This window comes from Flavobacterium arcticum (assembly GCF_003344925.1).
Classification (GTDB): Bacteria; Bacteroidota; Bacteroidia; order Flavobacteriales; family Flavobacteriaceae; genus Flavobacterium; species Flavobacterium arcticum.
Genome location: NZ_CP031188.1, coordinates 1,376,851 through 1,400,525 on the forward strand (window position 1 = coordinate 1,376,851; position 23,675 = coordinate 1,400,525).

Sequence of the window (23,675 nt, forward strand, 5' to 3'; positions counted from 1 at the left end):
TATTGCGGTTTTTTTATACAATGTAATTTTTGTATCTTACGTTATAGTTTGTGTTACACAACTTTTTTAAGAACAATAGTTATGAAAAATATTAATATACCACGCATACTCCGTCTTGTTTTTGGCATACTTATTATATTACAGGCTATAGATGTTAAAGAATGGCTGCTTGCTATTCCAGGCGTGTTTTTATTACTTTTGGCAGCACTCAATACTGGTTGTGGTGCTGGTGGGTGTACTGTTCCTTATAAAAGAAATCGTCATAGTACTATTGATAGAATGGGAAATAAAATTATGAAGTAATTTTTATCCTGATATATAAATGCTACTGACATACTGTTGTCATTACCTATAGATAATTTTGGTGAAAGAAATATGAACCACTAATTATTTACATTATGGAAAACAATACAGCAACATTAAGCAGTACAGTTACAGTAATAACCCCCGAAATTTTATTAAAACATTGGCAAGGGCATCGTGCGCTTACCCGCAGAGTTATAGCTGCTTTTCCTGAAAAGGAATTGTTTAATTATTCTATAGGAGGTATGCGACCTTTTGCACGGCTTGCTATGGAAATGATAGATTTGGCAGGTCCTGGTATGCAGGGTTTTGTAACCAACGAATGGGATAAAATAGAGGAGATGCCTCATCATACTGGTGAAGGTATGCCTGAAACCAAAGCTGAATTACTAGAGCTTTGGGATGAAATTACACGTGTAATAGACGACTTATGGGGTGAACTTACTCCGCATCGTTTTGCCGAAACTGTAGTGGCTTTTGGGCAATATGAAAACCCTGTTTATAGTACTATCTTATATTTTGTAGATAATGAAATACACCATAGAGGGCAAGGTTATGTGTATTTACGCTCTTTAAATATAGAGCCTCCATTTTTTTGGGAACGGTAAGAAATTGATTATACTAAATGTTCTAAATTTTGTTTTTTTCGTAAATTTTAGAAAACTGGAATATTTTTTTAACATATAATCAACAAAATGTTATAATTGAACTGTATTTTTTAGCATATCTTAAGAAATGTATGGTAGTTGCTTCTTTATATTTGTAGAGAAGAAAGAAATAATTGAAGAAACTACTTTATACTTCGACCAGCTTGTTTTTTTATAAAAATAAGTTGGTCGAAGTATCAATTCTATTACTATGCTAAAAACTATCAATAAGTTTAGGAAAATTATTATGCAGGGGCTTACCAAAAATATGGGTAGCAACGATTTTAAAGATATGCCTACGCTTAAAAGAGATGAGGTAAAACGTGTCTTGATATGTCGCCCAAACCATCGTTTGGGTAATATGTTACTAATAACTCCACTTGTACAGGAGGTAGAGCGCACTTTTCCTAATTGTAAAATAGACTTGTTTGTAAAAGGTAATTTAGGTGGTATTATTTTTAGTAATTATGCTTGTGTAGATCGCATTATAAAATTACCTAAAAAGCACTTTAAACAATTGTTTCAATATTTTGGCGGATGGATTGCTCTTAAGAAAAGACATTATGATATTGTAATTAACGTGAATAAAACCTCGTCATCTGGCAGGTTATCTACTAAGACGGCTAGAGGAGATTATAAATTTTTTGGAGATGTAGAAGAAAGTTATACTACAAAACATACCGATTATTGTCATATTGCAAAATATCCGGTGTATAACTTTAGGTACTATCTTTCGATGCTTGGAATTACAGCGCGTGAAAATGCTGAGATGCCTACACTGGATCTTAAATTGAGTGCTGATGAGTTGGCTGAAGGCAAAAGAGCCTTAGATAAATTAGTAAAAGATGGTAGAAAAACGATTAGTATTTTTACTTATGCTACAGGTGCAAAATGCTATTCTAAAAGCTGGTGGGACGATTTTTATACTACATTACAGGAGCGCTATGCTGATGAGTATAATATTATAGAGATTTTACCTGTAGAAAATGTTTCTCAAATAAATTTTAAAGCTCCTTCATTTTATAGTAAAGATGTTCGCGAAATAGCTGCACTTATAGCTAATACTGAATTTTTTATAGGAGCCGATAGTGGTATGATGCACTTAGCGAGCGCATCGCAAACCCCTACAGTAGGACTTTTTTCGATTACTAAAGAAAGTGTTTATACTCCTTATAATAGTAGTAGTACGGCTATTAATACTAACATTTTATGTACACGGAGTTGTATGGCTACATTAGATAGAATTATCCAAAAAAGGTAAATAATCTTAAAATAAATATCTGTGTGTTTTTAAAAAGTAATTTTGTATTACATTTATGACATAACCATGCCAACTATGTTTAGTGATAAAAAAATACTGCTTGCCGATGATCATAGTGTAGTCCGCAGAGGGGTAGCTCTTATTTTAAAGGAGTCTCTTGTGGGTGTAAATATTAATTATGCTGCTGATTTTGATTCGGTTATATCTGTGCTTAAAAAAGAACCTATAGATTTAATTATATTAGATATTAATTTGCCAGGTGGTAATACTTCGGCTATGATAGCGAAGGTGCGTATGGTACAGTCATCTGTAAAAATACTTATGTTCTCGGCATTTGATGAAGAGCAATTTGCATTGCGATACATACAGGCAGGTGCAGATGGTTACTTGAATAAACTTATTGTTGAAGAAAAAATTATTGAAGCAGTAAAGATTATTCTTGATGGCGGTAAGTACATTAGTGAGAGGGTAAAGAACAAAATTTTTGAAAACGCGTTAAACAATACCCCTCTTAACCCATTAGAGTCTTTATCTGATAGGGAAATGGAAGTGGCCTCGTTATTAGTAAAAGGCGAGGGTAACTTAGAGATATCCAATATACTTAATATACAAATGTCTACGGTTAGCACTTATAAACATCGCATTTTCGAAAAACTTAATGTAACTAATGTAGTATCTCTAGTAGAGCAATATAAGCTATATAGCGAATAGTATTATTTAAGATTTAGAGTAGCTTGCGTTCCAATACCTTCTACAGAATGAACTGTCATTACAACATCCATTATAACTAATAGTTCGGCAATAATTTGTAGTCCCATACCATTATTAAAGTACTCTAGATTACCTGCTTTCTGGTTAATAATATCATTATATTCTGTAACCTGTTCTTTACTCATACCCTTACCTGTATCTTTAATGGTAAGTATAACTTCTCTTTCTTTTAGTGTAGTACTGAGTGTTATGTTACCGTTATAAGTGTTTTTTACTGCATTATCTAAAAGATTATGTAGTACTATAGATAATAGATGTCTATTTATTACGACTATGGTGTTAGGCTCTGTATTATCTATTATTTGCGTATTTTTAGAATTAGCTATATTTTTAAAAAACGCAATTTTTTCGTTTACAATTTCTTTTAAAAAGGAAGGAGAGTTTTTTAAGTCGTTATCAGCCTGTTTGGTATATTCTAGAAAACTATCTACAAAGTAATATAGTTGAGACGACGAGGTGTGAATAGATTCTATATCCTCTTTATACATAGCATCACCCTCATTAAGATTGTTATATACATAGCGTCCTGTTATTGCAATAAATTTTAGAGGACTTTTAATATCATGAGTAATATTCTTAATAAGTTTTTTATGGTTTTCGTTCTGTTTGCTAAGGTTTATTTTCGTTTTTCGTAGCGTTTTTATTGTATTTCCCAGTTGTTTTGTACGTATTGCTACCTGTTGCTCTAACATCTCATTTTGATAATTTATGTATCTCATTCTCATTTTATACATAAGAATTAGAATTATACAGCATACTACAATAACTAGAACTTTAAACCATATTGTTTGCCAAAAAGCGGGTATAACTCTAAAATTTATTTCTTTATATATATAGTTAGATCCTGATCCGGCTAGTTTACGTGCTTTTAGGTTATAGTCTCCAGGAGGTAGCGTAGAAAGATCGACATAATTACCTGTAAGCCCAGCCCAGTTTTGCGATACAGGTCCTGAAAGTTGTGTTTCTATATTTTGGTTATAAGTATTACCATAAAAAGGACTAGAAATAAAAAACTTTACTCTATCAAAGTTACGGTCTATTTCTAGATTTGTAGTACTTACGAGTCTATTATCAACCTCTGCTTCATCAATAAATAAATCGCTTTTTGGTTGTTTCATTTCTACTTCATCAGGATTAAAATATACAATACCATCCATAGACGGAAAAAATATAGTTTTATCATTTAAAAAAACACTACACGGGTAGCACCCTCCATTAAACTCATTAGTAGTAAATCCTGAGTCTTTATCATAATAGTAATAGTAAACACTTTCTTTCTTTCCCGCAGCATAATCATATAAATCTTGTTTTTTTACTCGGAATAACCCTCTATTAGTAGTTATCCAAAAGAAACCATTTTTGTCTTCAACAATACAGTGGGACGAAAGAATGTGTTTATCTCTATCAGCAGGAAAACTAGTTATTTTTCCATCTTTATATAAAAAAAGCCCTTTGTTATATGTTGCTAGCCATAGCTCGTTGTCTTCACCTGCTCGAATGCTTCTTATATGAGTGCCCTCAAGCCCAGATATTGTTTTTATAGTATTACTTCTAGTATTCAGTTTTAATAAACCATCTCTAGAGCCTACCCAAAGTTCATCATTATTAGTACTTAAAAGTGCGCTAATTCCACTATTTATTTTTCTGTATAGTTTGGGTTTTACCTCTTTATCTTTTGGGTTTACAACATAAATAGATCCATATTCTTGACTGTTAATAATATGAACTGTAGATACCCATATTCTCCCATCAGGACTTTTATTTATTGCAGTGATATAGTTGTCTAGTGTCCACTTATTATATTCTTTATATCCTGATTCTTTTTTAAATCTATAGAGGTGTATATATCCTTTAGTCCATACATCTTCTTTATTATCTATTGCTATGATATACTTATCGCTATATTCTCCTATGGGTATGTAGCCACTGTATTTTTCGTTTTCAAAAATACTTCCTGTAGCTGTTAGTATTTTGTTTTTATCAAAAGCGATAAGACCATAATATACTCCATCAACCCCATTATCCATTTTAATAGGGGAGCCTATCGTCATAAAATCGTGTTTTTTTATAACAAGTAATCCTTTGTTACTACTACCTAAATACAGGACGTTATTTTCCTGATCATAATAAATAGAGTTAATATTGTTCTTAAGGTCAAAATCATTATACAATAATTCAGTAGTTAACCCATTATCTTTTTGTCTTACGATGTATAAATTTTTTCCTGAAGCTAAAAAAACCTGTTTACAAGGTTCATTAGTAAAAACGGTATAAGGAACAGGAGCGGTATTACTAAATGTAAAAGCTTCTTTACCATTTTCAGTTACATGATAATAGGTGTTATCTTCACCCATAAGGTATAATTTACCCCCTGCGCTAAAAAATTGTAAACCATTAGGTAAAGGAAAAAAAAACTTATTTTTTAATACATAGTTTTTCTTGTATTCCCTAATACTGTCATTCCCTATTATATAAGTTAAATCATTTTTTGGTGTAAGGTTAAAGAGCTTGTTTTCTTTTGTGTAATGCAGTCCTTTTCTAAACTCTAGCTCCCATATGTACAAATCTTTTTTAGGTTTAAAAGGAGGAACAATATGTGGAGTGTCAATTTGTACGGTTCTATTCTGTATAACAAAAAATTGTAATAAACCATTACGAATTGTAATACTGTCTTTTTCGACTGATCCGCCGAATAAATACATTCGGTCAGAATTTGAATTAGGAATAGTAGCGCTGTTAAAAACTTTAAAATTACTGCCATCAAACCTTATAAGACCACTCTCTGTAGAGAGCCATATAAAGCCATACTTGTCTTTAATTATAGACTTTACACTGTTTTGAGGTAGATGATTACTATCGGCAGAATACCATTGTGTATGGTATGATTGCTGACTAAAACAATATGTTGAAATTAATAATAAAACAATAAGATTTAGTAATTTCATTTAAGATATAAAAGTGTTTGAGAGGACTAAAGTATATAAAATATAAGCACGTATTGTTTGTGTAGTATTATTTCTACATCTAAAGAAAGTTTTTAGTACAGCTAGAGCTAAAAAATAAATATATATTTGCAATGTAAATTTTTGGCCCCCCGAAAATGTCTTTGTAACAAAAGACAACAAAAAATGGAAAAGATGTGTCATGACCCTTGGCACATCTTTCTTTTTTTAGACCATGTGTTTAGATAATATTTTAAACACAAAAAAACCGCTTTACTATAGTAAACCGGTTTTTTTGTAGCCTCGCCAAGAATCGAACTTGGATCAAAAGTTTAGGAAACTCCCATTCTATCCGTTGAACTACGAGGCTAAAATTTTAGAGATGCAAAGATACTACTTTTTTAGTTCCTGCTATAAATTAATAGTAAGCCTCGTTTATGTGCTATTCAGCCATGCTCTCAAGATGCTCTAGCATGTCCGATGTCATGTTTTTTAGGTCATAATCATGTTTCCAGTTCCAGTCCTCTCGTGCTTTACTGTCATCTATACTTTGTGGCCAGCTATCAGCAATTTTTTGTCTGAAATCAGGCTCATAGCTTATGGTAAAATCAGGAATGTGTTGCTGTATTGTTTCGGCAATCTCTTTCGGTGTAAAGTCCATAGCCGATAAGTTGTATGACGAGCGTATTTTTATTTGCGCTGTAGGAGCTTGCATAATCTCAATAGTAGCTCGTACAGCATCATCCATATACATCATCGGTAAACGTGTATCTTCAGACAGGAAGCAGGTATAAGCACCTTCATTAAGTGCTTTGTGGTATATGTCTACAGCATAGTCAGTAGTACCACCTCCAGGTAGGGTAGACCAGCTTATAAGCCCTGGGTAGCGAATGCTACGAACATCTACACCATATATTTTATTGTAATATTCGCACCATCTTTCGCCCGCTTGTTTAGATATACCATATACCGTAGAAGGTTCCATTATAGTATATTGAGGCGTGTTTTGTTTAGGTGTCGTAGGACCGAAAACAGCAATGCTTGAAGGCCAGAATATTTTTTTAATTTTCCCTTCTTTAGCAAGGTTTAATACATGGAAAAGCGAATTCATATTTAAGTCCCATGCAAAGGCAGGGTTTTTCTCGGCAGTTGCTGATAATAGAGCTGCCATGAGGTAAACTTCCTCAATATTATGCTTTTTAACTACGTTGGCTATTTGGTCAAAATCAAGAGCATTAACCACTTCAAAAGGACCCGACGATACAAATTCGGCATCACCTTCTCTTATATCCGATGCAATAACATTATTATTTCCGTAAAGGTTTCTTAACTTTTTGGTTAACTCTGTGCCTATCTGACCGCAAGCCCCTATAATTAAAATAGTACTCATAGTTTGTTGTTTATTTTGCAAATATACCATTTTAGGAATATGAAATATATTGTTTAACACCTTGATTGTAACAAAAATTTATCATATTGTGATTTTAAGGTAAATGTTTGTGCTATATTCTTAAAAATGACATTGTTTTGAATGCTCTATAAATAAGCTTTCGTTATATTTTATTTTTAATAAACACCACATTGGTCTAACATTTGTAAATTTGTAGTTCAATACCCTATTATGAAATATATCTTATTTATTATAACTACTTTTTTGAGTTTTACTCTTTTGTCTTGTCAAGATGATGAAAAACAACAACTTGCAGAAACACGTAAAGCCGAACAACGAAACGATTCTATAGTAAAAGTAGTAAGTAGCAATTGGCATTTTAATGTGCCCCCCCTTACAGAAAAAGTAAAGGAACGCATTGCAGGCTGGAACGAATGGGAACGCTTTAGTAATGAGCTTTCGCAAAAACCAACGGGTACACTAACGGCTTATAAACAAAAAGCAGAGAACCTTATTAATAAAGTAGCAGAGGTAAAAACAAGCATACCGCCATTTTTTGACAAACCACAAGTGCGTGGCCGTCTTACAGTGCTTGATACCAAAATAAAATCATTATATACCTACATGGTGCTCGATGTAGTACAATGCGACAAAGTATTACTGCTAATAGCCGAAATAACAGAAGAAACTACTGCACTACAAAAACAGTTTGACGAGATAATACGTTTAAGCGAAATTCCTAAGGAAATAGGAGAAGAACAAATGCTTCGTGCTCGCGATACTACACGAATGGCAAATCCAGATAATATTCCAAAACCATCGATAGCTACACCAGTAAAGGATACTTTACCAACTAGTACTGATGTGCCTAATAGACAAAGGCGACCGTTTAAAACCAATAAACTGAAATCTGAAAATTGAAACCCGAAATAACAACTATATACCAAGAGTCGACTAAAGTAAAACAAATTGCAACTGCGCTACAACAGCGCGAAAGTAAGTTGCATATAAAAGGACTTATAGGCTCGTCGTTATCATTTATCATCGACCCGCTATTTCAGGAAGCAGGGCTTCCGTTCTTGCTTGTTTTTAAAGACAAAGAAGAAGCCGCATATTACCTTAATGACCTCGAAAAACTAGTGGGCGAGCAAGATGTATTGTTCTACCCTGGTTCTTACCGTCGTCCGTACCAAATAGAGGAAACGGATAATGCGAATGTGCTATTGCGTGCGGAAGTACTGAATCGTATCAATTCGCGCAAGAAACCAGCAATTATAGTATCATACACCGAGGCGCTTTTTGAAAAAGTGGTAACCCGAAAGGAGCTTGATAAGAATACGCTAAAAGTAGCAGTAGGCGACCAAGTGAGTATCGATTTCATTAACGAAGTGTTGTTCGAGTACGAATTTCGTAGAGTAGATTTTGTAACTGAGCCTGGAGAGTTCTCTGTACGAGGTGGTATTGTCGATGTGTTTTCATTTAGTAACGATAACCCTTACCGTATAGAGTTTTTTGGTAATGAGGTCGATAGCATCCGTACATTTGATGTAGAAACGCAATTATCGTTAGAGAAGAATAAGCAAATAACAGTTATCCCAAATGTTGAGAACAAATTTTTGCAGGAAAACAGGCAGAGTTTTTTAGAGTACATTAATCAAAAAACTGTTGTCTTTATCCAGAATACCGAGGCTATGCTATCACAGCTAGACGTGCTGTATAGTAAGGCTGTCGAAGCTTTTGGTAAACTGTCTGAAGATATTAAACATGCAGCTCCCGAGGAATTGTTTCTTAATCAGGCGTCATTCCTTAAAAAAGCATTAGATTTCACAGTAGTAGATCTTGCCACAAAACCTGTCTTTAAAATAGATAAAGCATTCGAGTTTCATATACAACCACAACCATCGTTTAACAAGCAATTCGACTTATTGCTTAATAACTTGAACGAGAACCAAGCTAATGGTTTTAAAAACTATATATTCTGCTCGAACGAAGCACAAGCAGCCCGTTTTCATGATATATTTGAGAGTATTGACGAAGAGAATAGCGAAGATATACGTAAGCAGTATAAAACAATAGTATTCCCTATATATGAAGGTTTTATCGATGAAGAAAACCAAATAGCCTGCTATACTGACCATCAGATATTTGAACGCTACCACCGATTTAATATTAAGAATGGTTACTCTAAAAAACAAACCATTACTCTAAAAGAACTTAGCTCGCTATCGGTAGGCGATTATGTAACCCATATCGATCATGGTATTGGTAAGTTTGGCGGATTACAAAAAATAGAAGTAGAGGGTAAAAAACAAGAAGCTATAAAACTGGTATATGCTGATAATGATATTGTATATGTAAGCATACACTCGTTACACAAAATATCGAAATATAACGGTAAAGACGGTACACCGCCCAAGATATACAAACTAGGCAGTAGTGCATGGAAAACCCTTAAAAATAAGACCAAGGCAAGAGTTAAACATATTGCCTTTAACTTAATTAAACTATATGCTAAACGTAGACTCGAAAAAGGTTTTCAGTATGCGCCAGATAGTTATATGCAAGCAGAGTTAGAGTCATCTTTTATATACGAAGACACGCCTGATCAAGTAACAGCAACTCGTGATGTAAAAGCCGATATGGAAAACGAGCGCCCTATGGATAGGCTAGTGTGTGGTGATGTGGGCTTTGGTAAAACAGAAGTTGCTATTCGTGCTGCTTTTAAAGCGGTAGATAACGGTAAACAAGTAGCGATACTGGTGCCCACTACTATATTGGCATTTCAGCATCATAAAACATTTAGCGAAAGGCTGAAAGATATGCCAGTTACCATTGGTTACCTTAACCGTTTCCGTACGGCAAAGCAAAAAGCAGAAACGCTGAAAGAACTTGCCGAAGGTAAACTCGATATCATTATTGGTACGCACCAGCTTACCAGTAAAAATGTTGTGTTTAAAGATTTAGGTTTATTGATAGTAGATGAGGAGCAAAAATTTGGCGTAAATGTAAAAGATAAACTAAAAACCATTGCAGCAAATGTAGACACACTTACGCTTACTGCTACACCTATACCCAGAACATTACAGTTTTCATTGATGGCAGCGCGCGACCTTTCGGTAATAACTACACCTCCGCCCAACCGTTACCCAATAGAAAGTCATGTGGTAGGTTTTAATGAAGAAATTATTCGCGATGCTATATCGTATGAAATACAGCGTGGAGGGCAAGTATTCTTTATAAATAACCGTATTGAAAATATTAAAGAAGTTGCCGGAATGATACAACGTTTAGTACCGGGAGCAAAAGTAGGAGTAGGGCACGGGCAAATGGAAGGTAAGAAACTGGAAGAACTGATGCTTTCCTTTATGGATGGCGATTTTGACGTGCTGGTTGCTACCACTATTATAGAGAGCGGACTGGATGTACCTAATGCTAATACTATATTTATAAACAATGCCAATAACTTCGGACTTAGTGACCTGCACCAAATGCGTGGACGTGTAGGACGTAGTAACAAAAAAGCTTTTTGCTATTTTATAACACCGCCATATAGCGCTATGACAGAGGATGCCCGTAAAAGAATACAGGCACTAGAGCAGTTTAGCGAACTGGGTAGTGGTTTTAATATCGCTATGAAAGACCTTGAGATACGCGGAGCAGGAGACCTGCTAGGTGGAGAACAAAGTGGCTTTATTAACGAGATAGGCTTTGATACCTACCAAAAGATAATGAATGAGGCTATAGACGAGTTGAAAGAGAACGAGTTTAAATACCTTTATGAAGAAGATACCGAAAAACCTGTACAACGGGAATATGTAAAAGAGATACAGATAGATACAGACTTTGAGTTACTATTCCCTGATGAGTATGTAAATAATATTACCGAAAGGCTTAACCTGTATAACGAGCTTAGTGCTATAAAAACAGAAGAGGACTTAAATAAGTTTGAACAAAAACTGATTGACCGTTTTGGAGCATTGCCAAAACCAGCACTTGCGTTAATGACAAGTATGCGCATTAAGTGGCTAGCTACCAAAATGGGTATAGAAAAACTGGTGTTAAAGCAAAGTAAAATGATAGGGTATTTTGTGAGCGACCAGCAGAGTGATTATTACCAGAGTGGGACTTTCCACAAGGTTTTGCAGTTTGTACAAAAGCAACCATCACTAAGCCGTATGAAGGAAAAACAAACTAAAAACGGGCTGCGATTACTGCTTACATTTGATAATGTAAAAACTTTACCTAAAGCATTACATTTACTAGAAATGGTGTTTGAGTAGAGCTATATCACGAAAATAGAGACCAATAAAAAAGCGGTATTACTAAACTTAGTAATACCGCTTTTTTATTGATATAAGTAATCCTATTTAAATGCTATTGTTTTATAATCCTGAAGTTAGCTTCTTTAGTACCGTTAGCTATTTTAAAGAAGTAAACTCCTTGTGCAAACGGTGCAATGTTAGTACTTGTGTTGTTGCTATTAGCTTTGTTGTGTAGTAGTAATTGTCCTGCTACATTGTATACCCAAACATCTGTAATGTTTTCTGCTGAGGTAATGTTTACAACATCGGTGGTAGGGTTAGGGTAATAACTAAAGTCGGAAAATGTATTGTCACTAACAGATGCAATGCCAGCGCATGTTACATCGGCGCTCCACCCTGTTCTTGTCAGGAAACTATCTGATGTAAAAACAAAAGTTAACGATCCGTCTTGGGCGGTAGACTCAAATGGTCCGGGGATGGTAGTACCACTAAATGTTCCTAGTAAGGGAGCGTTGGCTGTAGCACCATCATATACAGATAAGAAATCGAAATCGGCTTCTAAATCAAACTCGGTAAACGTAACAATAATGTTTGTATCCTCTGTAGGGATAAAAGTACGTGTTAGGGTTTCTCTGTTACTATAATTACCATCAATATCTCCTGTATCGGTAAATGTTATGCCTAAACAATAATCGGTAGTAGTAGCAAACACCAGTTGGTCATTTGCTGGTGCTGTACTCTCTGGACATACTGGGCGCACAGAGAATTTGTAGTAGGTGTTAGGGTCTAGTGTTGTGGCTGTAAATGTGTTTTCGTCTACAGGTTGCCAGTTGGTAAATTCGCCATTAATATCGGCATAGGCTACTTCCCATGGACCTTCGCTTTCATCAATCCATGTTATGGTTGCTGTGGTCTCTGTTACCTCGGTAATTGTATAAGTTGCTATAGTGTTTATACAGGTATTAATACAATCGGTGCTAAGGCAGGTTGAACTATTAACGTTGTCTAATATTCTTTGGGCAGGTTGCATACCAAACCCGTTGGCAAAGTTAATACCTACTTCAGGGACTAAGTGGCAGTAGCTCATTATTGTACCACCTTCTAATTCTGTAGGTATAATACTTTGTTCGCAATTACCCTCTACAAATCCTGCTGATGTACCACAACCGTCTATGGCGGTATTGTTACCATTCCAGTAACAACCATGAGTGTGTGGTGAGCCTAAAAGGTGACCAAACTCGTGTGTTATAACTTGAACTGCCCAAGAGAAAAGTGGCACTTCTTGAAAGTTAAGACTATTAACGTCAGAGTAGCTGTAGTTTGAATTAGAGCATAAACCATCTATAGTGGCAGCTACACCACCAAGCCCTCCAGGGTCTATACCTACAAGTTGTCCTACATCGCCATCAAAAACGGGACGTATTTGGTTAAATTGATTAAGGTATTCAAAAGAGCTTTCGCCTTCATAAGGGTCTTGCTCTGTCCAGATGTAAAGTGATTTTAATGCTATTGTAATACCATCGTTGTCAAATAATGTTTGAACACTGTTAAACACTGATGTCATCCAGTTTATGGTAAACTCTTCGTCAGATTCGTTTTCAAGATAGATATCATTATCTATTTCAAAATACATCGTTACACAACGGTCGCTAAGTGTTCCTGCTGGACTTTGTGCTTCTCTTTTTTGTCCGCTAAATTGTGCTGCTTTAGGCTCTGGAGCATTACATTTAAATGTGTTTGAAATGTTTAAGTCAGCGTCAGAATAGATAATATAATCAGTTAAGTTGCCTGTTTTGTGTAACTTTCCTATAACAAGGTTGTTAATGCTGCTTGATGATATTATTCCATTCATTTCGTCTTTAAAGAAGTTGAATGATGTTACTGTAGTGGCGTCTCCTTTTATAATACCTCTATAATAAGCTCCTTTGTTAAAAGGAACGTCGTTTTGTTTGTCAGTATCGGTATGGAAGCCTTCGGCTAGGATGTCTACTCTATATAGTTGTACGGTAATAGTACCTTCACTATAAGGAATATCGAGTTCGATATTTTCATAATGATTGTTTGCAATGTTTTCAATAACACTCTTGTTTACGGTTGCTAATAGTGAGTTGTTTACCGTTTTTTGAATGGTATTATCTACTGGGGCAGTAGTAGCAATGAGTGGAGTGAATTTTATGAACTGTGTCTTTTGAGAATTTAGAACTTCTATTTTTTGAGCTATTCTATTTTGTCCATAAAAACTTATAGCACTTAAGAAAAGTGCTATAATAAAAATAATTTTTTTCATAAATCTTTTATGATATAACGTATTACAAAGCTTTTTATTATAGATTTTTAAGATCTTTCATAACCTTAAAGGCAAGATCTATCTCTTCTTCGCTTACTAGTATTGTAAACTCGTAAGATGTAGATATTACTTCATTTACAATAATACCTTCCCATGCAAGTCTTTGAAATATATAGTAATATACACCTGGTGTAGATATATTGTCTTTAGGTAGTTTTATAGTGATAGAGGCAAGATTATCTGTGCGCTCTACCATTTTTTCATCAGCAAAAAGTGTATCTACAATATCATTGACAGATGAACTCACAACAATGCTTGTTTCGTTCACACCGCGTGATGAGGTATAGAATACTTCAGGATTAGCAGTAATACGGTTTATTAATTCGACATGTTTGTTTAACATAGTGTCAGATACCACAAAGGTATAATCAGTTAGTGAAGAGCGTACCGTAATTTCGCCTATAGATTTTAGTACTTTAACTATTTTATGATTAAGGCGGAAGTCAAGATCTTCAGAGAGTCTCTTTAGCGACATAACTACTGCACCTTGTTTCACATCTTTACCCAATTCTAGTTCCAGTTCGGGCATCATATTTCGTGCAAGTGAGGTAAGGTTGATAATACCTTGCGATAATGCGCTTAGCAAAAAAGGTTTAGTCTTTATGTAGTGTTCTACTACAGAAGAGATTGTTTTCATACGTTAATAAGTTGTAGTTGTAGTTGTAGTTTGTGTAAACAAATATACAAACTAAAACATTCTGTTAAATATTTAACAAACTAAAAATCACAAAAATAATTTTGATTTTAAATTAATGCTGTTAAAGAAATACTGAGAATATCTTTTTTAAAACTTAAAAAGCAGGTATTTTTTTATTGTTTATCTAGTTTTTCGGGTTATATCATGATTATAATGTAATACTTAAATTATGTTTAAAACTAAACAACTGTTAATTTTTTAAACATAGTGTTTGTTTTTAATCTATTTTATAGGTTTTTAAAAATAAAAGAATGCATTTTCAAGATGTTCCGTTTCAAACAGACCTTTGTTTTTATAAATAGCAATAATATCAAAACGCACTTCGACGTCTAGATCGTTTTGTGTTATATATTCATTTACTGCTTTTACCAATAGTTGTATTTTTTTGGGCTTTACAAAGTCTTGTGGTGACCCAAAATCTAGTGTAGATCGTGTTTTTACCTCTATTATCGCCAGCACATCACCTTTTTTAGCAATAATATCAACCTCTGCTTTCTGGAAAACCCAATTAGTTTCTAATATTTCATATTCCTGCTTCCGCAGATAATCGGCTGCCATTTCTTCCCCTAGTTTCCCAAGTTCGTTATGCTCTGCCATTAGTCAAAAGTAACTTTTGTACCATTAGTGCTTACATCAAGAGTAATTCCCTGCCCTAGTACTAAAGCGCGGTTATCGTGCATATGCCCTGCTGGGAAGTTAAAGCAGATAGGTATATTATAGTCTTTAGTAATATCCTGAATAATCTCTAAAGCATCATGTCCCCATGGAATACTATTGTCGTTCATACTGGTCATACCGCCTATTATAATACCTTTTACATTTTCGAAATAACCATTTCGTTTCAAGTTCATCATCATACGGTCTATATGGTATAAGTATTCGTCGAGGTCTTCAATAAAAAGTATTTTGTCTTTATACTCCACTTCCGACCGCGACCCAATGATACTATACAATACTGAAAGGTTACCGCCAATAAGCTCGCCGTGTACTTTTCCTGCTTTGTTAAACTTATGGGGTTCTATACTGTAGCTTATCTTCTCTCCAAATAATGCTTTACGAAAACTCTCAATAGCTTCGGGTGTAGCACGCGATACGCTAATACACATTATAGCATGTAGTGTTGCAATATTCATATTGTTAATATGGCTGTGCAGCACAGTAGCATCACTAAAGCCGATAAACCATTTTGGGTTTTTCTTAAAGTTGGTAAAATCTACCCTATCCACCATACGCACTGTACCATATCCACCTTTAGCACACCATATTGCCTTAATAGATGGGTTATCTATCATGTTCTGGAAGTCAGTAGCACGTTGCCAGTCGGCTCCAGCAAGCTGGTTGTTATTGTCTAGTCCTATAGTTTTGCCAGTAACTACATTTAGTCCCCAGCTTTCCAGTAGCTTTATAGCAGGTTGTAACGGTGCAAGATCTATTTTTCGTGCTGTGGCAAGTATTGCCACGGTATCTCCTTTTTGTAAGTACGGTGGTGTTTTCATAATATTTTGTGCGTATAGCAGGGTTGAAAAAAATAAAGCAAACAGTAATGTCAATAATCGTTTAATCCGTAGCATTCGTTCCTGTTTTGGTATAGCAAACTTAATGAAAAAATGGAACAACAATAATGATGATATAATTTACTTAATACCTTCATGACACATATCTATATAAACTTTCTAACATTCAATTTTACGACTTTCTAACTATGTCGTACATTTGTGTTTAAATTTCAATTTTTTTTCCGATGATACAAGATCCAAAACGATATACCATTACAGCAGCGTTGCCATATACTAATGGTCCCATACATATAGGTCACCTTGCAGGGGTATATGTTCCTGCCGATATTTACTCTCGTTTCTTGAGGTTACAACAAAAAGATGTAGCTTTTATATGTGGTAGTGACGAGCACGGTGCTGCTATACCTATGAAAGCTAAAAAGGAGGGTATTACTCCACAAGAAGTAATTGATAAATATAATGGTATCATCAAGCAGTCGTTTTTAGATTTCGGGATATCATTCGATAACTATTCTCGTACGTCTTCAAAAATTCATCATGATACGGCATCGGAGTTTTTTAAAAAACTATATAATGATGGCAAGTTCATAGAAGAAGTAACGGAACAGCTGTATGATGAAGAAGCTAACCAATTTCTTGCTGATAGGTTTGTGATGGGTACTTGCCCAAAATGTGGTAACGAAGAGGCGTATGGCGATCAATGTGAAAAATGTGGTTCGTCGTTAAATGCTACTGACTTAATTAATCCAAAATCGACAATAACAGGTTCTATTCCTATTACAAGGAGTACAAAACATTGGTTTTTACCATTAGACCAATATGATACTTTTCTGCGTGAGTGGATATTAGAAGGTCATAAAAACGACTGGAAGCCTAATGTATTTGGTCAGGTAAAATCATGGTTAGACGATGGGTTAAAACCCCGTGCTGTAACCCGTGATCTTGATTGGGGTATATCAGTCCCTGTAGAAGGGGCAGAGGGAAAAGTGCTTTATGTGTGGTTTGATGCGCCTATTGGCTATATATCTTCTACTAAAGAGTGGGCAGAGCGCGAAGGTAAAGACTGGGAACCTTACTGGAAAAGTGATGACACTAAATTAGTACATTTTATAGGAAAAGATAATATTGTTTTTCATTGTATTATCTTTCCTGCGATGCTTAAAGCAGAGGGCAGTTATATATTACCAGATAATGTACCTGCTAATGAGTTTTTAAATCTTGAGGGTAACAAGTTGTCTACGTCTAAAAACTGGGCAGTTTGGTTACACGAGTATTTAGAAGATTTCCCAGAGCAGCAAGATGTATTGCGTTATGCATTGACATCAAATGCGCCAGAATCTAAGGATAATGACTTTACTTGGAAAGATTTCCAAGCGCGTAATAATAATGAGTTAGTTGCTATATTCGGAAACTTTATCAATAGGGTAGTGGTACTTACTAATAAGTATTATGAAGGTGTAGTGCCGCAACCAAACGATTTTAGTAATGTAGACGAAGCTACACTTGCCGAAATGCATGCTTACCCTGCTGTTATAGCAAGCTCTATAGAACGTTATCGTTTTAGAGAAGCCCTTAGTGAACTCATGAACCTTGCGCGATTGGGTAATAAATATCTTGCTGATGAAGAGCCTTGGAAGGTGATTAAAGAAAACCCAGAAAGGGTAAAAACACAAATGTATGTAGCATTGCAAATAGCTATAGCATTAGCAGTGCTTAGTGAGCCATTTTTACCATTTACATCTAGTAAATTAAAAGATATATTAAAACTAGATGGTGGTTTGCAGTGGGGTGATGTAACCTCTAAAGAGGTGCTTATCGCAGCAGAGCATACTATAGGAAAGGCAGAGCTATTGTTTGCTAAAATAGAAGACGAGGCAATACAAAAGCAAATAGATAAACTAGAGGCTACAAAAACGGCTAATGCTGCCGAAAACAAAAAGGCAGAGCCTCAAAAAGAGCTTGCTACTTTTGAGGATTTCTCTAAAATGGATATTCGTACAGGTACTATACTAGAGGCAGAAAAAATGCCAAAAGCTAAGAAGCTACTTGTGCTCAAAGTAGACACGGGTATTGATGTACGTACTATAGTGAGTGGTATTGCAGAGAGTTTTAAACCAGAAGATATAATTGGCAAGCGTGTTACAGTATTAGTTAATCTTGCGTCAAGAAAACTACGTGGTGTGGAGAGTGAAGGAATGATATTAATGACAGAGGATAGAGAAGGGCAGTTAGTATTTGTAAACCCTGATACTGATAATGTAGCAAATGGTGAGGTAATTAGCTAATATTGATAAATACTACTGTATAGCTATCAGGTTAACTGATAATTAAATTTTAAAATAAATAATAAAAACAGTCAAACTGAGAATTTCTGAGTGTGGCTGTTTTTGTTTTTACTACACTTACAATGAAAAATAAACTTGATCTTGAAAACTGGTCGCGCCGTGAACACTTTGAATTTTTTAGGAAATTTGAAGAACCTTTCTTTGGTATTGTTGCTGATGTAGATGTGACTAAAGCTTATGCTACTGCAAAAAGCGCTAAAACTTCTTTTTTTCTGTATTACCTGCATAAAGTTGCTGCTGCTGTTAATGGGGTAGAAGCGTTTAGATATCGTATTGCAGGTGATGAGGTCGTTGTGTATGACAAGATTGATGTTTCGGCAACACTAACGCGAGATGATAATACCTTTGGCTTTTCACTAATGGAATTTCATAAAAGCTTTAATGAATTTGAAGCAAGTGCGAAAAAAGAGATTGAGCGAGTGCGTACTACTCCAGGGTTGTTTACGAGAGCATTTGAGGTAGACAATATCATTCATTTTTCGGCAGTACCTTGGGTTAACTTTACTTCGTTGTCGCACGCACGTAGTTTTACACTAGCTGATAGTTGTCCGAAGATATCTGTAGGTAAAATGGTTGAAAATAATGGGTATAAAATAATGCCAGTATCTGTACACGTGCATCATGGATTGATGGACGGTTATCATGTAGGGTTATTCTTTGACTTGTTGCAAGAGAAACTTAATGAGAATTTATAATCTTAAGATTTGTTATAAATGCGTATCTCCTAAAAAGTAAGAACCCCGGTTTGCACCGGGGATCCATCCAACTAAAAAATTACTAAACAATTACGATAGACTAATCCACCATAATTTTCTTCGAAATTATTAAAAGGACTTACTAAACGCCTTTATAATAATTACCTTTTGTGCTGTATAAAATCAGTACTTGAGAATTCGGTTTTCTAATCGTTCAATTATATAGCAAATATACTACTACTTTTTGTAAAAAGATGTATTATGCTGTAAAAAAAACTATTTATTTTTTGTTAGGTTTTAAAAATGTAAAATCCCCCAACAGCAGTGCTATTGGGGGACCTTACATCCAACTAAAAAATTACTAAACTATAACGACCTGTAGTCATTATAATTATTGTAAAAGCTTTTGTTTTTAAGAATAAAAGGCTTCTAAAAAACTTCTTTTAATAACCTCCAGTTTTTTTGCAAAACTGGAGGCTTACCCCAAATAATTACTATTTTATTGATAAACCTTAGTTTTAGTTTATCATTATTTTTTTAGAAACAACTTGGTTGTTCTCAAGAGTTATCATTACGATAGCTACTTGTTGTTGAGTATTTACTGTTGTAGTGAACTCAGTGTTATCTACTTTTGCGTTTTGGTATAAAACTTTTCCAAGTAAATCATAAATTACTACAGACTCTATGTTTTGTGGAGCATTTATAGAAAGCTCTTTATTGTTTTGGTAAACTACTACATCATCTTTAGTAAACTGAGGTGTCTCTGTACCAAGTGTTTCAATACTATAGATAACTTCAAATCTGTTTTCGAATATACCTATTTCAGAATCAAATGTATAGTTTCCGTTTGCTAGGTTGTAAGTAGTGTTAGTAAACTTATCTACAAGGTATATAGCTTGTCCTTCTTCAAACAGTCCATCCATATGGTCTATTGTAAAGCTAAATGTACCAGCTATTTCAGTGTTAAATCCTACTTTTATAACATCAGTTGCTGTAAAAGTAGCTCTTGATTGTATAGATAGTTTTAGGTTTTCTTCTTCTTCAGTTGCAGCATCTATTATTGTATATAAACTAACATCACCATCAAGAAAAGCTTTTCCGTCATATCCTTTATCATAATCATTTGTAGCTAGGGCTGAGTGTGCAACAAGCATTTGAGTGAATACTGTTTCATCTTCAGTAACTACATTTAGCCAGTAACGGTTAGTTTGGTTAGTAGTATCTTGTTGTTCTGCTGTGTTCTCGCTACGGAAAAAGTTATTATAGTTAACAGTTTCACGCATATTGTTACTAAATACAAGATCGTTATCATTTAGTGCTCTTACAAAGAAACCTTGTCCTGTGTTTAAGACACCACCTTCTACTGTATCAAAAGGATCACCTATTAATTCGTTACCATCATTTCCGTTTTCACCACCACCACCAGGGGCGTTATTAGCAACAAATCCCATTTTGTTAATAGTACAGTATGTAGTTTTTGTTGGGTCATTTGTTTTTCTCCATACCCATATAGTACCATCAATATTATCAATGTTAGCATCTATAAATTTATTAACATTTATTGGTGACGCATATGGATTACCTACTATGTTGTAGCTCTGCTCACCATTAGTATACTCCAATGTACGTCTAATTGTACCATTGTTAGGTGTTCCTACAAATGCTCCTTCATATACACTTGGGTCAGTAGCAGAGTGGTTGTTGGCTACACGTATAAGATATCCTTTTGCTGTTTCAAATTCTGTGCTTGCAGGATCTGCTATTGCATTGTAAATATTACTTTCAGTATTAAATTTATAAAAACGATTTGTTAACGTTTGTGGCGAAAAGTCAAGTAATGTTTGTGTGCCTGTTACTGGAGATGACCATATAGTGTAGTCAAGACGTTTTATCATAGAACTGTTTCTTTTCACAGTAACAATTCCTTCGTTTTTTGTATTCTCAATTTGTATAAGGTTAGAACTGCTCTCAAAAGTAAGTGTAGAACCTTCTTCAATGTTTACACTATGTGTTACTATTGCGTTAGCATTGTTTTCAAAAATTACATTTGCACCGTCTATTACAAATATAGAGCAAGCATATAGTGCATAACCATCCTGAGTATAATCTCCTGTGAAGATAACATCTGTTGTTGCTGTAGGTTCTCCACCTATCCATTCTGTACCATTCCATGTAACACTTGTGTCACAATATATGCCTTCTCCTGCACCAGCTGTTGGCATTTGTATTGCTCCAAACTCATCAGCACCCATATCAGGAGCAGTAGTGTTACGCAATTGTCCATCCATATCTTTAGTAACATCTGCTATAGGTGTACCTAGGTTATTAAGAGCGTCATTATCGTTACTCGCAAGATGTAAATCTTTAGCTGATACAAATGCAGGTAATTCGTTTATAGAGTTTGCATCTTTTCCAGTAAACGATTGCCATCCTGAAAGTGTTGTTTGGTAATCAGGATTGTTTGACCAGTCAGTAGAACCTGCTGATGAGATAAATCCAATTTTATCGTTTGAATAATAATTGTTGTAATCTAAGTGACTAAAAAGACTGTTTATATCATTTAATGATTTGTTTACAAGTATTGCTGTTCTTCTTGTTCCTGTAGTTTGGTTGTTTACAAAAATATTATTTCTTACATCAAGAGAACCATTAACATCTGAGTGTACATATAGAGCAGCTGTATATCCGTTGTTAGGTTGGTTTGTGTTAAGTACTATAGTGTTGTGGTATATTTTGTAACCTCCACCTGAATGTACATTAATACCATGTCCATTTTCATCAGCAGTAGTATTACCTTTTGCAATAACATTTAATATAGTGTTATTAGCTACAAGTATATTGGCATTATTGTTTGTAGAGGCGAGTGTTATCCCTGCAAATGTATATTGATCAGTAGTTGTTCTAGTAAGATCACGCATTGTATTTTTAAGGATATAACCATCTGTAGAGTTATTAGCAACATGTATCCCTGCAGATCTTAAATCTCCAGCATTAGTATCGCGGTACAAGTTGTATATATAATTTTCAGTATATTCAAACCCGTTAACGTTAGATAAATAAGCAGGATATATAATAGTTTCAGTATTGTTTTCAGAACCTAAATCATTTTGATGTATTACAACGTTAGTTGTACGAGTACTTGCGTTACCTTCAACATAAACACCTTGCTTTACATTCATAAAGTTGTTGCCTAATACGGTTAGGTTTGTATTATCTGCTGTAGCTGTATTGAATGAGTAAGAGTCATTACTTCCAGAAAAAACACCTATACATAAATTACTACCGCTGTTCTTGTATTCTTGTCTAATATTACAATACTTCACAGTATTATTAGTAGCGCCATTTGAACCGTTTGAAGTAATAGATAATACTGAACGATTATTGTAGTCTATATTACTCTTGTTTTTGATAGTAAGATTTCTTGTGCTTCCTTCAACTTCGTTGCTACCATCAAAAATAATGTTATCTGCACCGTTAAGTTTAAATACAGAAGAAACTCCAGTATAATGGTTTATGTTTGTCGCTTCTACTTTTACGTTTACACCAGTATTTGGTTTAAAAGTAACTGTGTTAGTAGCAGAGCTACCTGTAAAGCTGTTAATAGTTATAGGGAATGTTTCACCAGATTCATTATTGTATGTTACATCTTTTAGTAAGAATGTTACAGGACAGCTAACACCGTAATCGTTTAGGTAATCTACTGCATCAGTTATTGTAGAGAAATCTCCGTCAGTACCTATGTAATAAGTTCCGCATAATGCTCCAGTTATAGCAGGCTCTGAACCTTCTGAAACTGAATCTCCTGAACTTGTTGAAACTGTACCTGATACTGTTGGTCCTTCAGTATTAGCTCCATAAGCATTAGTTCTTAAATAAAATTTTGTATAGTAATTATTATTAAAGTCGTAAAAATAAAGCCTTACTTTAATATTCTCGCCCTGTATAGCTGTATAGTTTGAAGGGAAGTTTAATGTAATAGTAGTGTTGTTACCTTCAGGCAATGTAATTTCTGATTGGCTACCGTTATTGGTAAGGTTCACCCAGCTTCCACCATTTACAGATGATTTTGCCTGCATTTTTTTTGCAGCTGCTTGTCCAGAATTATAGATAAAGGAAAACTGAGATGCAGTAAACTTATAACCAGTATTAGGAGTTATAGAAAACTCGATATATTTAGTAGTTATAATTTGAGTGCTGTTAGAACCTGTATGGAAATTCTCTAACATAATACCAGATGCACTCCACTGATTCATTACAGCTGTGGCTCCTCCTGCGGTTGATAAGTTTTGAGCTGATAAATTTGTTGGGGTAGTTGGAGATAATGTATTCCAACGTACAAGGTCTGTTTGCGTAAAGCCAATAAGAGGCAATAGCATGATTAAAAGTAGTAACTTTCTCATTCTAGTAATTAATTTAAATTTAGGTAGTTATGGGGGGCATAACTGCTTTTGATTGCGGGTGCAAAATTACACCATTTTTTTAATCTAAAAAATTTTTT

The 23,675-nt window shown here is 34.6% G+C and carries 15 protein-coding genes and 1 tRNA gene; 8 read left to right on the forward strand and 8 right to left on the reverse strand.

Features of this window, described 5'->3' with window-relative positions; all coding sequences use genetic code 11:
• Positions 1 to 81: 81 nt before the first annotated feature.
• The 4 genes from DVK85_RS06275 (at position 82) to DVK85_RS06290 (ending at position 2,922) form a co-directional block, all read left to right on the forward strand.
• Positions 82 to 303 carry a hypothetical protein gene (locus DVK85_RS06275; RefSeq protein WP_114677625.1) on the forward strand — a complete coding sequence of 74 codons (222 nt, stop codon included), beginning with the start codon at positions 82 to 84 and terminating at the stop codon, positions 301 to 303.
• Between the two features lie 95 nt (positions 304 to 398).
• Entirely contained in the window at positions 399 to 911 is a 513-nt protein-coding gene (locus tag DVK85_RS06280; protein ID WP_114677626.1) for a DinB family protein, read from the forward strand.
• Positions 912 to 1,161: 250 nt separating this feature from the next.
• Positions 1,162 to 2,211 (forward strand): glycosyltransferase family 9 protein, encoded by a 1,050-nt coding sequence (locus tag DVK85_RS06285; RefSeq protein ID WP_317048268.1) that lies wholly within the window; start codon positions 1,162 to 1,164, stop codon positions 2,209 to 2,211.
• Positions 2,212 to 2,286: 75 nt separating this feature from the next.
• On the forward strand, positions 2,287 to 2,922 hold the full coding sequence (locus tag DVK85_RS06290) for a response regulator (protein ID WP_162845305.1): 636 nt from the start codon (positions 2,287 to 2,289) through the stop codon (positions 2,920 to 2,922).
• A 2-nt stretch (positions 2,923 to 2,924) separates the two neighbouring features.
• Here the strand turns inward: DVK85_RS06290 and DVK85_RS06295 are convergent, their stop codons facing one another.
• The 3 genes from DVK85_RS06295 to DVK85_RS06305 all read right to left on the reverse strand — a co-directional run bounded on the left by DVK85_RS06295 (position 2,925) and on the right by DVK85_RS06305 (position 7,314).
• On the reverse strand, positions 2,925 to 5,927 hold the full coding sequence (locus DVK85_RS06295) for a ligand-binding sensor domain-containing protein (RefSeq protein ID WP_114677629.1): 3,003 nt from the start codon (positions 5,925 to 5,927) through the stop codon (positions 2,925 to 2,927).
• 295 nt (positions 5,928 to 6,222) lie between these two features.
• Positions 6,223 to 6,294, reverse strand: a tRNA-Arg gene (locus DVK85_RS06300).
• Between the two features lie 72 nt (positions 6,295 to 6,366).
• The gene (locus DVK85_RS06305; protein ID WP_114677630.1) at positions 6,367 to 7,314 is read right to left on the reverse strand and encodes an L-threonine 3-dehydrogenase; all 948 of its coding nucleotides are present in this window, start codon (positions 7,312 to 7,314) and stop codon (positions 6,367 to 6,369) included.
• 231 nt (positions 7,315 to 7,545) lie between these two features.
• Between DVK85_RS06305 and DVK85_RS06310 the strand changes: the two genes are divergently transcribed.
• Positions 7,546 to 8,235, forward strand: coding sequence for a hypothetical protein (locus DVK85_RS06310; RefSeq protein WP_114677631.1), 690 nt, complete (start codon positions 7,546 to 7,548; stop codon positions 8,233 to 8,235).
• A complete protein-coding gene (mfd, locus tag DVK85_RS06315; protein WP_114677632.1) occupies positions 8,232 to 11,594 on the forward strand; it encodes a transcription-repair coupling factor in 3,363 nt (1,120 codons plus the stop codon). Before DVK85_RS06310 ends, mfd begins: the two co-directional genes overlap by 4 nt.
• A gap of 94 nt (positions 11,595 to 11,688) precedes the next feature.
• Here the strand turns inward: mfd and DVK85_RS06320 are convergent, their stop codons facing one another.
• The 4 genes from DVK85_RS06320 to DVK85_RS06335 all read right to left on the reverse strand — a co-directional run bounded on the left by DVK85_RS06320 (position 11,689) and on the right by DVK85_RS06335 (position 16,116).
• Entirely contained in the window at positions 11,689 to 13,863 is a 2,175-nt protein-coding gene (locus tag DVK85_RS06320; RefSeq protein ID WP_114677633.1) for a M12 family metallo-peptidase, read from the reverse strand.
• Between the two features lie 37 nt (positions 13,864 to 13,900).
• Positions 13,901 to 14,560 (reverse strand): aspartate kinase, encoded by a 660-nt coding sequence (locus tag DVK85_RS06325; protein WP_114677634.1) that lies wholly within the window; start codon positions 14,558 to 14,560, stop codon positions 13,901 to 13,903.
• Positions 14,561 to 14,857: 297 nt separating this feature from the next.
• On the reverse strand, positions 14,858 to 15,217 hold the full coding sequence (locus DVK85_RS06330; protein WP_114677635.1) for a YraN family protein: 360 nt from the start codon (positions 15,215 to 15,217) through the stop codon (positions 14,858 to 14,860).
• Positions 15,217 to 16,116 carry a S66 peptidase family protein gene (locus DVK85_RS06335; protein ID WP_114677636.1) on the reverse strand — a complete coding sequence of 300 codons (900 nt, stop codon included), beginning with the start codon at positions 16,114 to 16,116 and terminating at the stop codon, positions 15,217 to 15,219. The genes DVK85_RS06330 and DVK85_RS06335 overlap by 1 nt, the downstream gene beginning before the upstream one ends.
• A 245-nt stretch (positions 16,117 to 16,361) precedes the next feature.
• Here DVK85_RS06335 and metG point away from each other — a divergent pair, with 245 nt between their 5' ends.
• On the forward strand, positions 16,362 to 18,422 hold the full coding sequence (gene metG / locus DVK85_RS06340) for a methionine--tRNA ligase (RefSeq protein WP_114677637.1): 2,061 nt from the start codon (positions 16,362 to 16,364) through the stop codon (positions 18,420 to 18,422).
• Positions 18,423 to 18,544: 122 nt separating this feature from the next.
• Positions 18,545 to 19,177 carry a chloramphenicol acetyltransferase gene (locus DVK85_RS06345; protein WP_114677638.1) on the forward strand — a complete coding sequence of 211 codons (633 nt, stop codon included), beginning with the start codon at positions 18,545 to 18,547 and terminating at the stop codon, positions 19,175 to 19,177.
• Between the two features lie 518 nt (positions 19,178 to 19,695).
• On the opposite strand, the gene DVK85_RS06350 is transcribed toward DVK85_RS06345, so the two are convergent.
• Entirely contained in the window at positions 19,696 to 23,577 is a 3,882-nt protein-coding gene (locus DVK85_RS06350) for a T9SS sorting signal type C domain-containing protein (protein WP_127960561.1), read from the reverse strand.
• Positions 23,578 to 23,675: the final 98 nt, after the last annotated feature.

What these genes read in the sequence shown, in the direction of transcription:
- DVK85_RS06295 (WP_114677629.1), bottom strand. Translation starts at nt 5,927, where the DNA reads ATGAAATTACTAAATCTTATTGTTTTATTATTAATTTCAACATATTGT.
- DVK85_RS06275 (WP_114677625.1), top strand. Translation starts at nt 82, where the DNA reads ATGAAAAATATTAATATACCACGCATACTCCGTCTTGTTTTTGGCATA.
- DVK85_RS06345 (WP_114677638.1), top strand. Translation starts at nt 18,545, where the DNA reads ATGAAAAATAAACTTGATCTTGAAAACTGGTCGCGCCGTGAACACTTT.
- DVK85_RS06320 (WP_114677633.1), bottom strand. Translation starts at nt 13,863, where the DNA reads ATGAAAAAAATTATTTTTATTATAGCACTTTTCTTAAGTGCTATAAGT.
- DVK85_RS06280 (WP_114677626.1), top strand. Translation starts at nt 399, where the DNA reads ATGGAAAACAATACAGCAACATTAAGCAGTACAGTTACAGTAATAACC.
- DVK85_RS06350 (WP_127960561.1), bottom strand. Translation starts at nt 23,577, where the DNA reads ATGAGAAAGTTACTACTTTTAATCATGCTATTGCCTCTTATTGGCTTT.
- DVK85_RS06335 (WP_114677636.1), bottom strand. Translation starts at nt 16,116, where the DNA reads ATGAAAACACCACCGTACTTACAAAAAGGAGATACCGTGGCAATACTT.
- DVK85_RS06310 (WP_114677631.1), top strand. Translation starts at nt 7,546, where the DNA reads ATGAAATATATCTTATTTATTATAACTACTTTTTTGAGTTTTACTCTT.
- DVK85_RS06290 (WP_162845305.1), top strand. Translation starts at nt 2,287, where the DNA reads ATGTTTAGTGATAAAAAAATACTGCTTGCCGATGATCATAGTGTAGTC.
- metG (WP_114677637.1), top strand. Translation starts at nt 16,362, where the DNA reads ATGATACAAGATCCAAAACGATATACCATTACAGCAGCGTTGCCATAT.
- DVK85_RS06325 (WP_114677634.1), bottom strand. Translation starts at nt 14,560, where the DNA reads ATGAAAACAATCTCTTCTGTAGTAGAACACTACATAAAGACTAAACCT.
- DVK85_RS06305 (WP_114677630.1), bottom strand. Translation starts at nt 7,314, where the DNA reads ATGAGTACTATTTTAATTATAGGGGCTTGCGGTCAGATAGGCACAGAG.
- DVK85_RS06285 (WP_317048268.1), top strand. Translation starts at nt 1,162, where the DNA reads ATGCTAAAAACTATCAATAAGTTTAGGAAAATTATTATGCAGGGGCTT.
- DVK85_RS06330 (WP_114677635.1), bottom strand. Translation starts at nt 15,217, where the DNA reads ATGGCAGAGCATAACGAACTTGGGAAACTAGGGGAAGAAATGGCAGCC.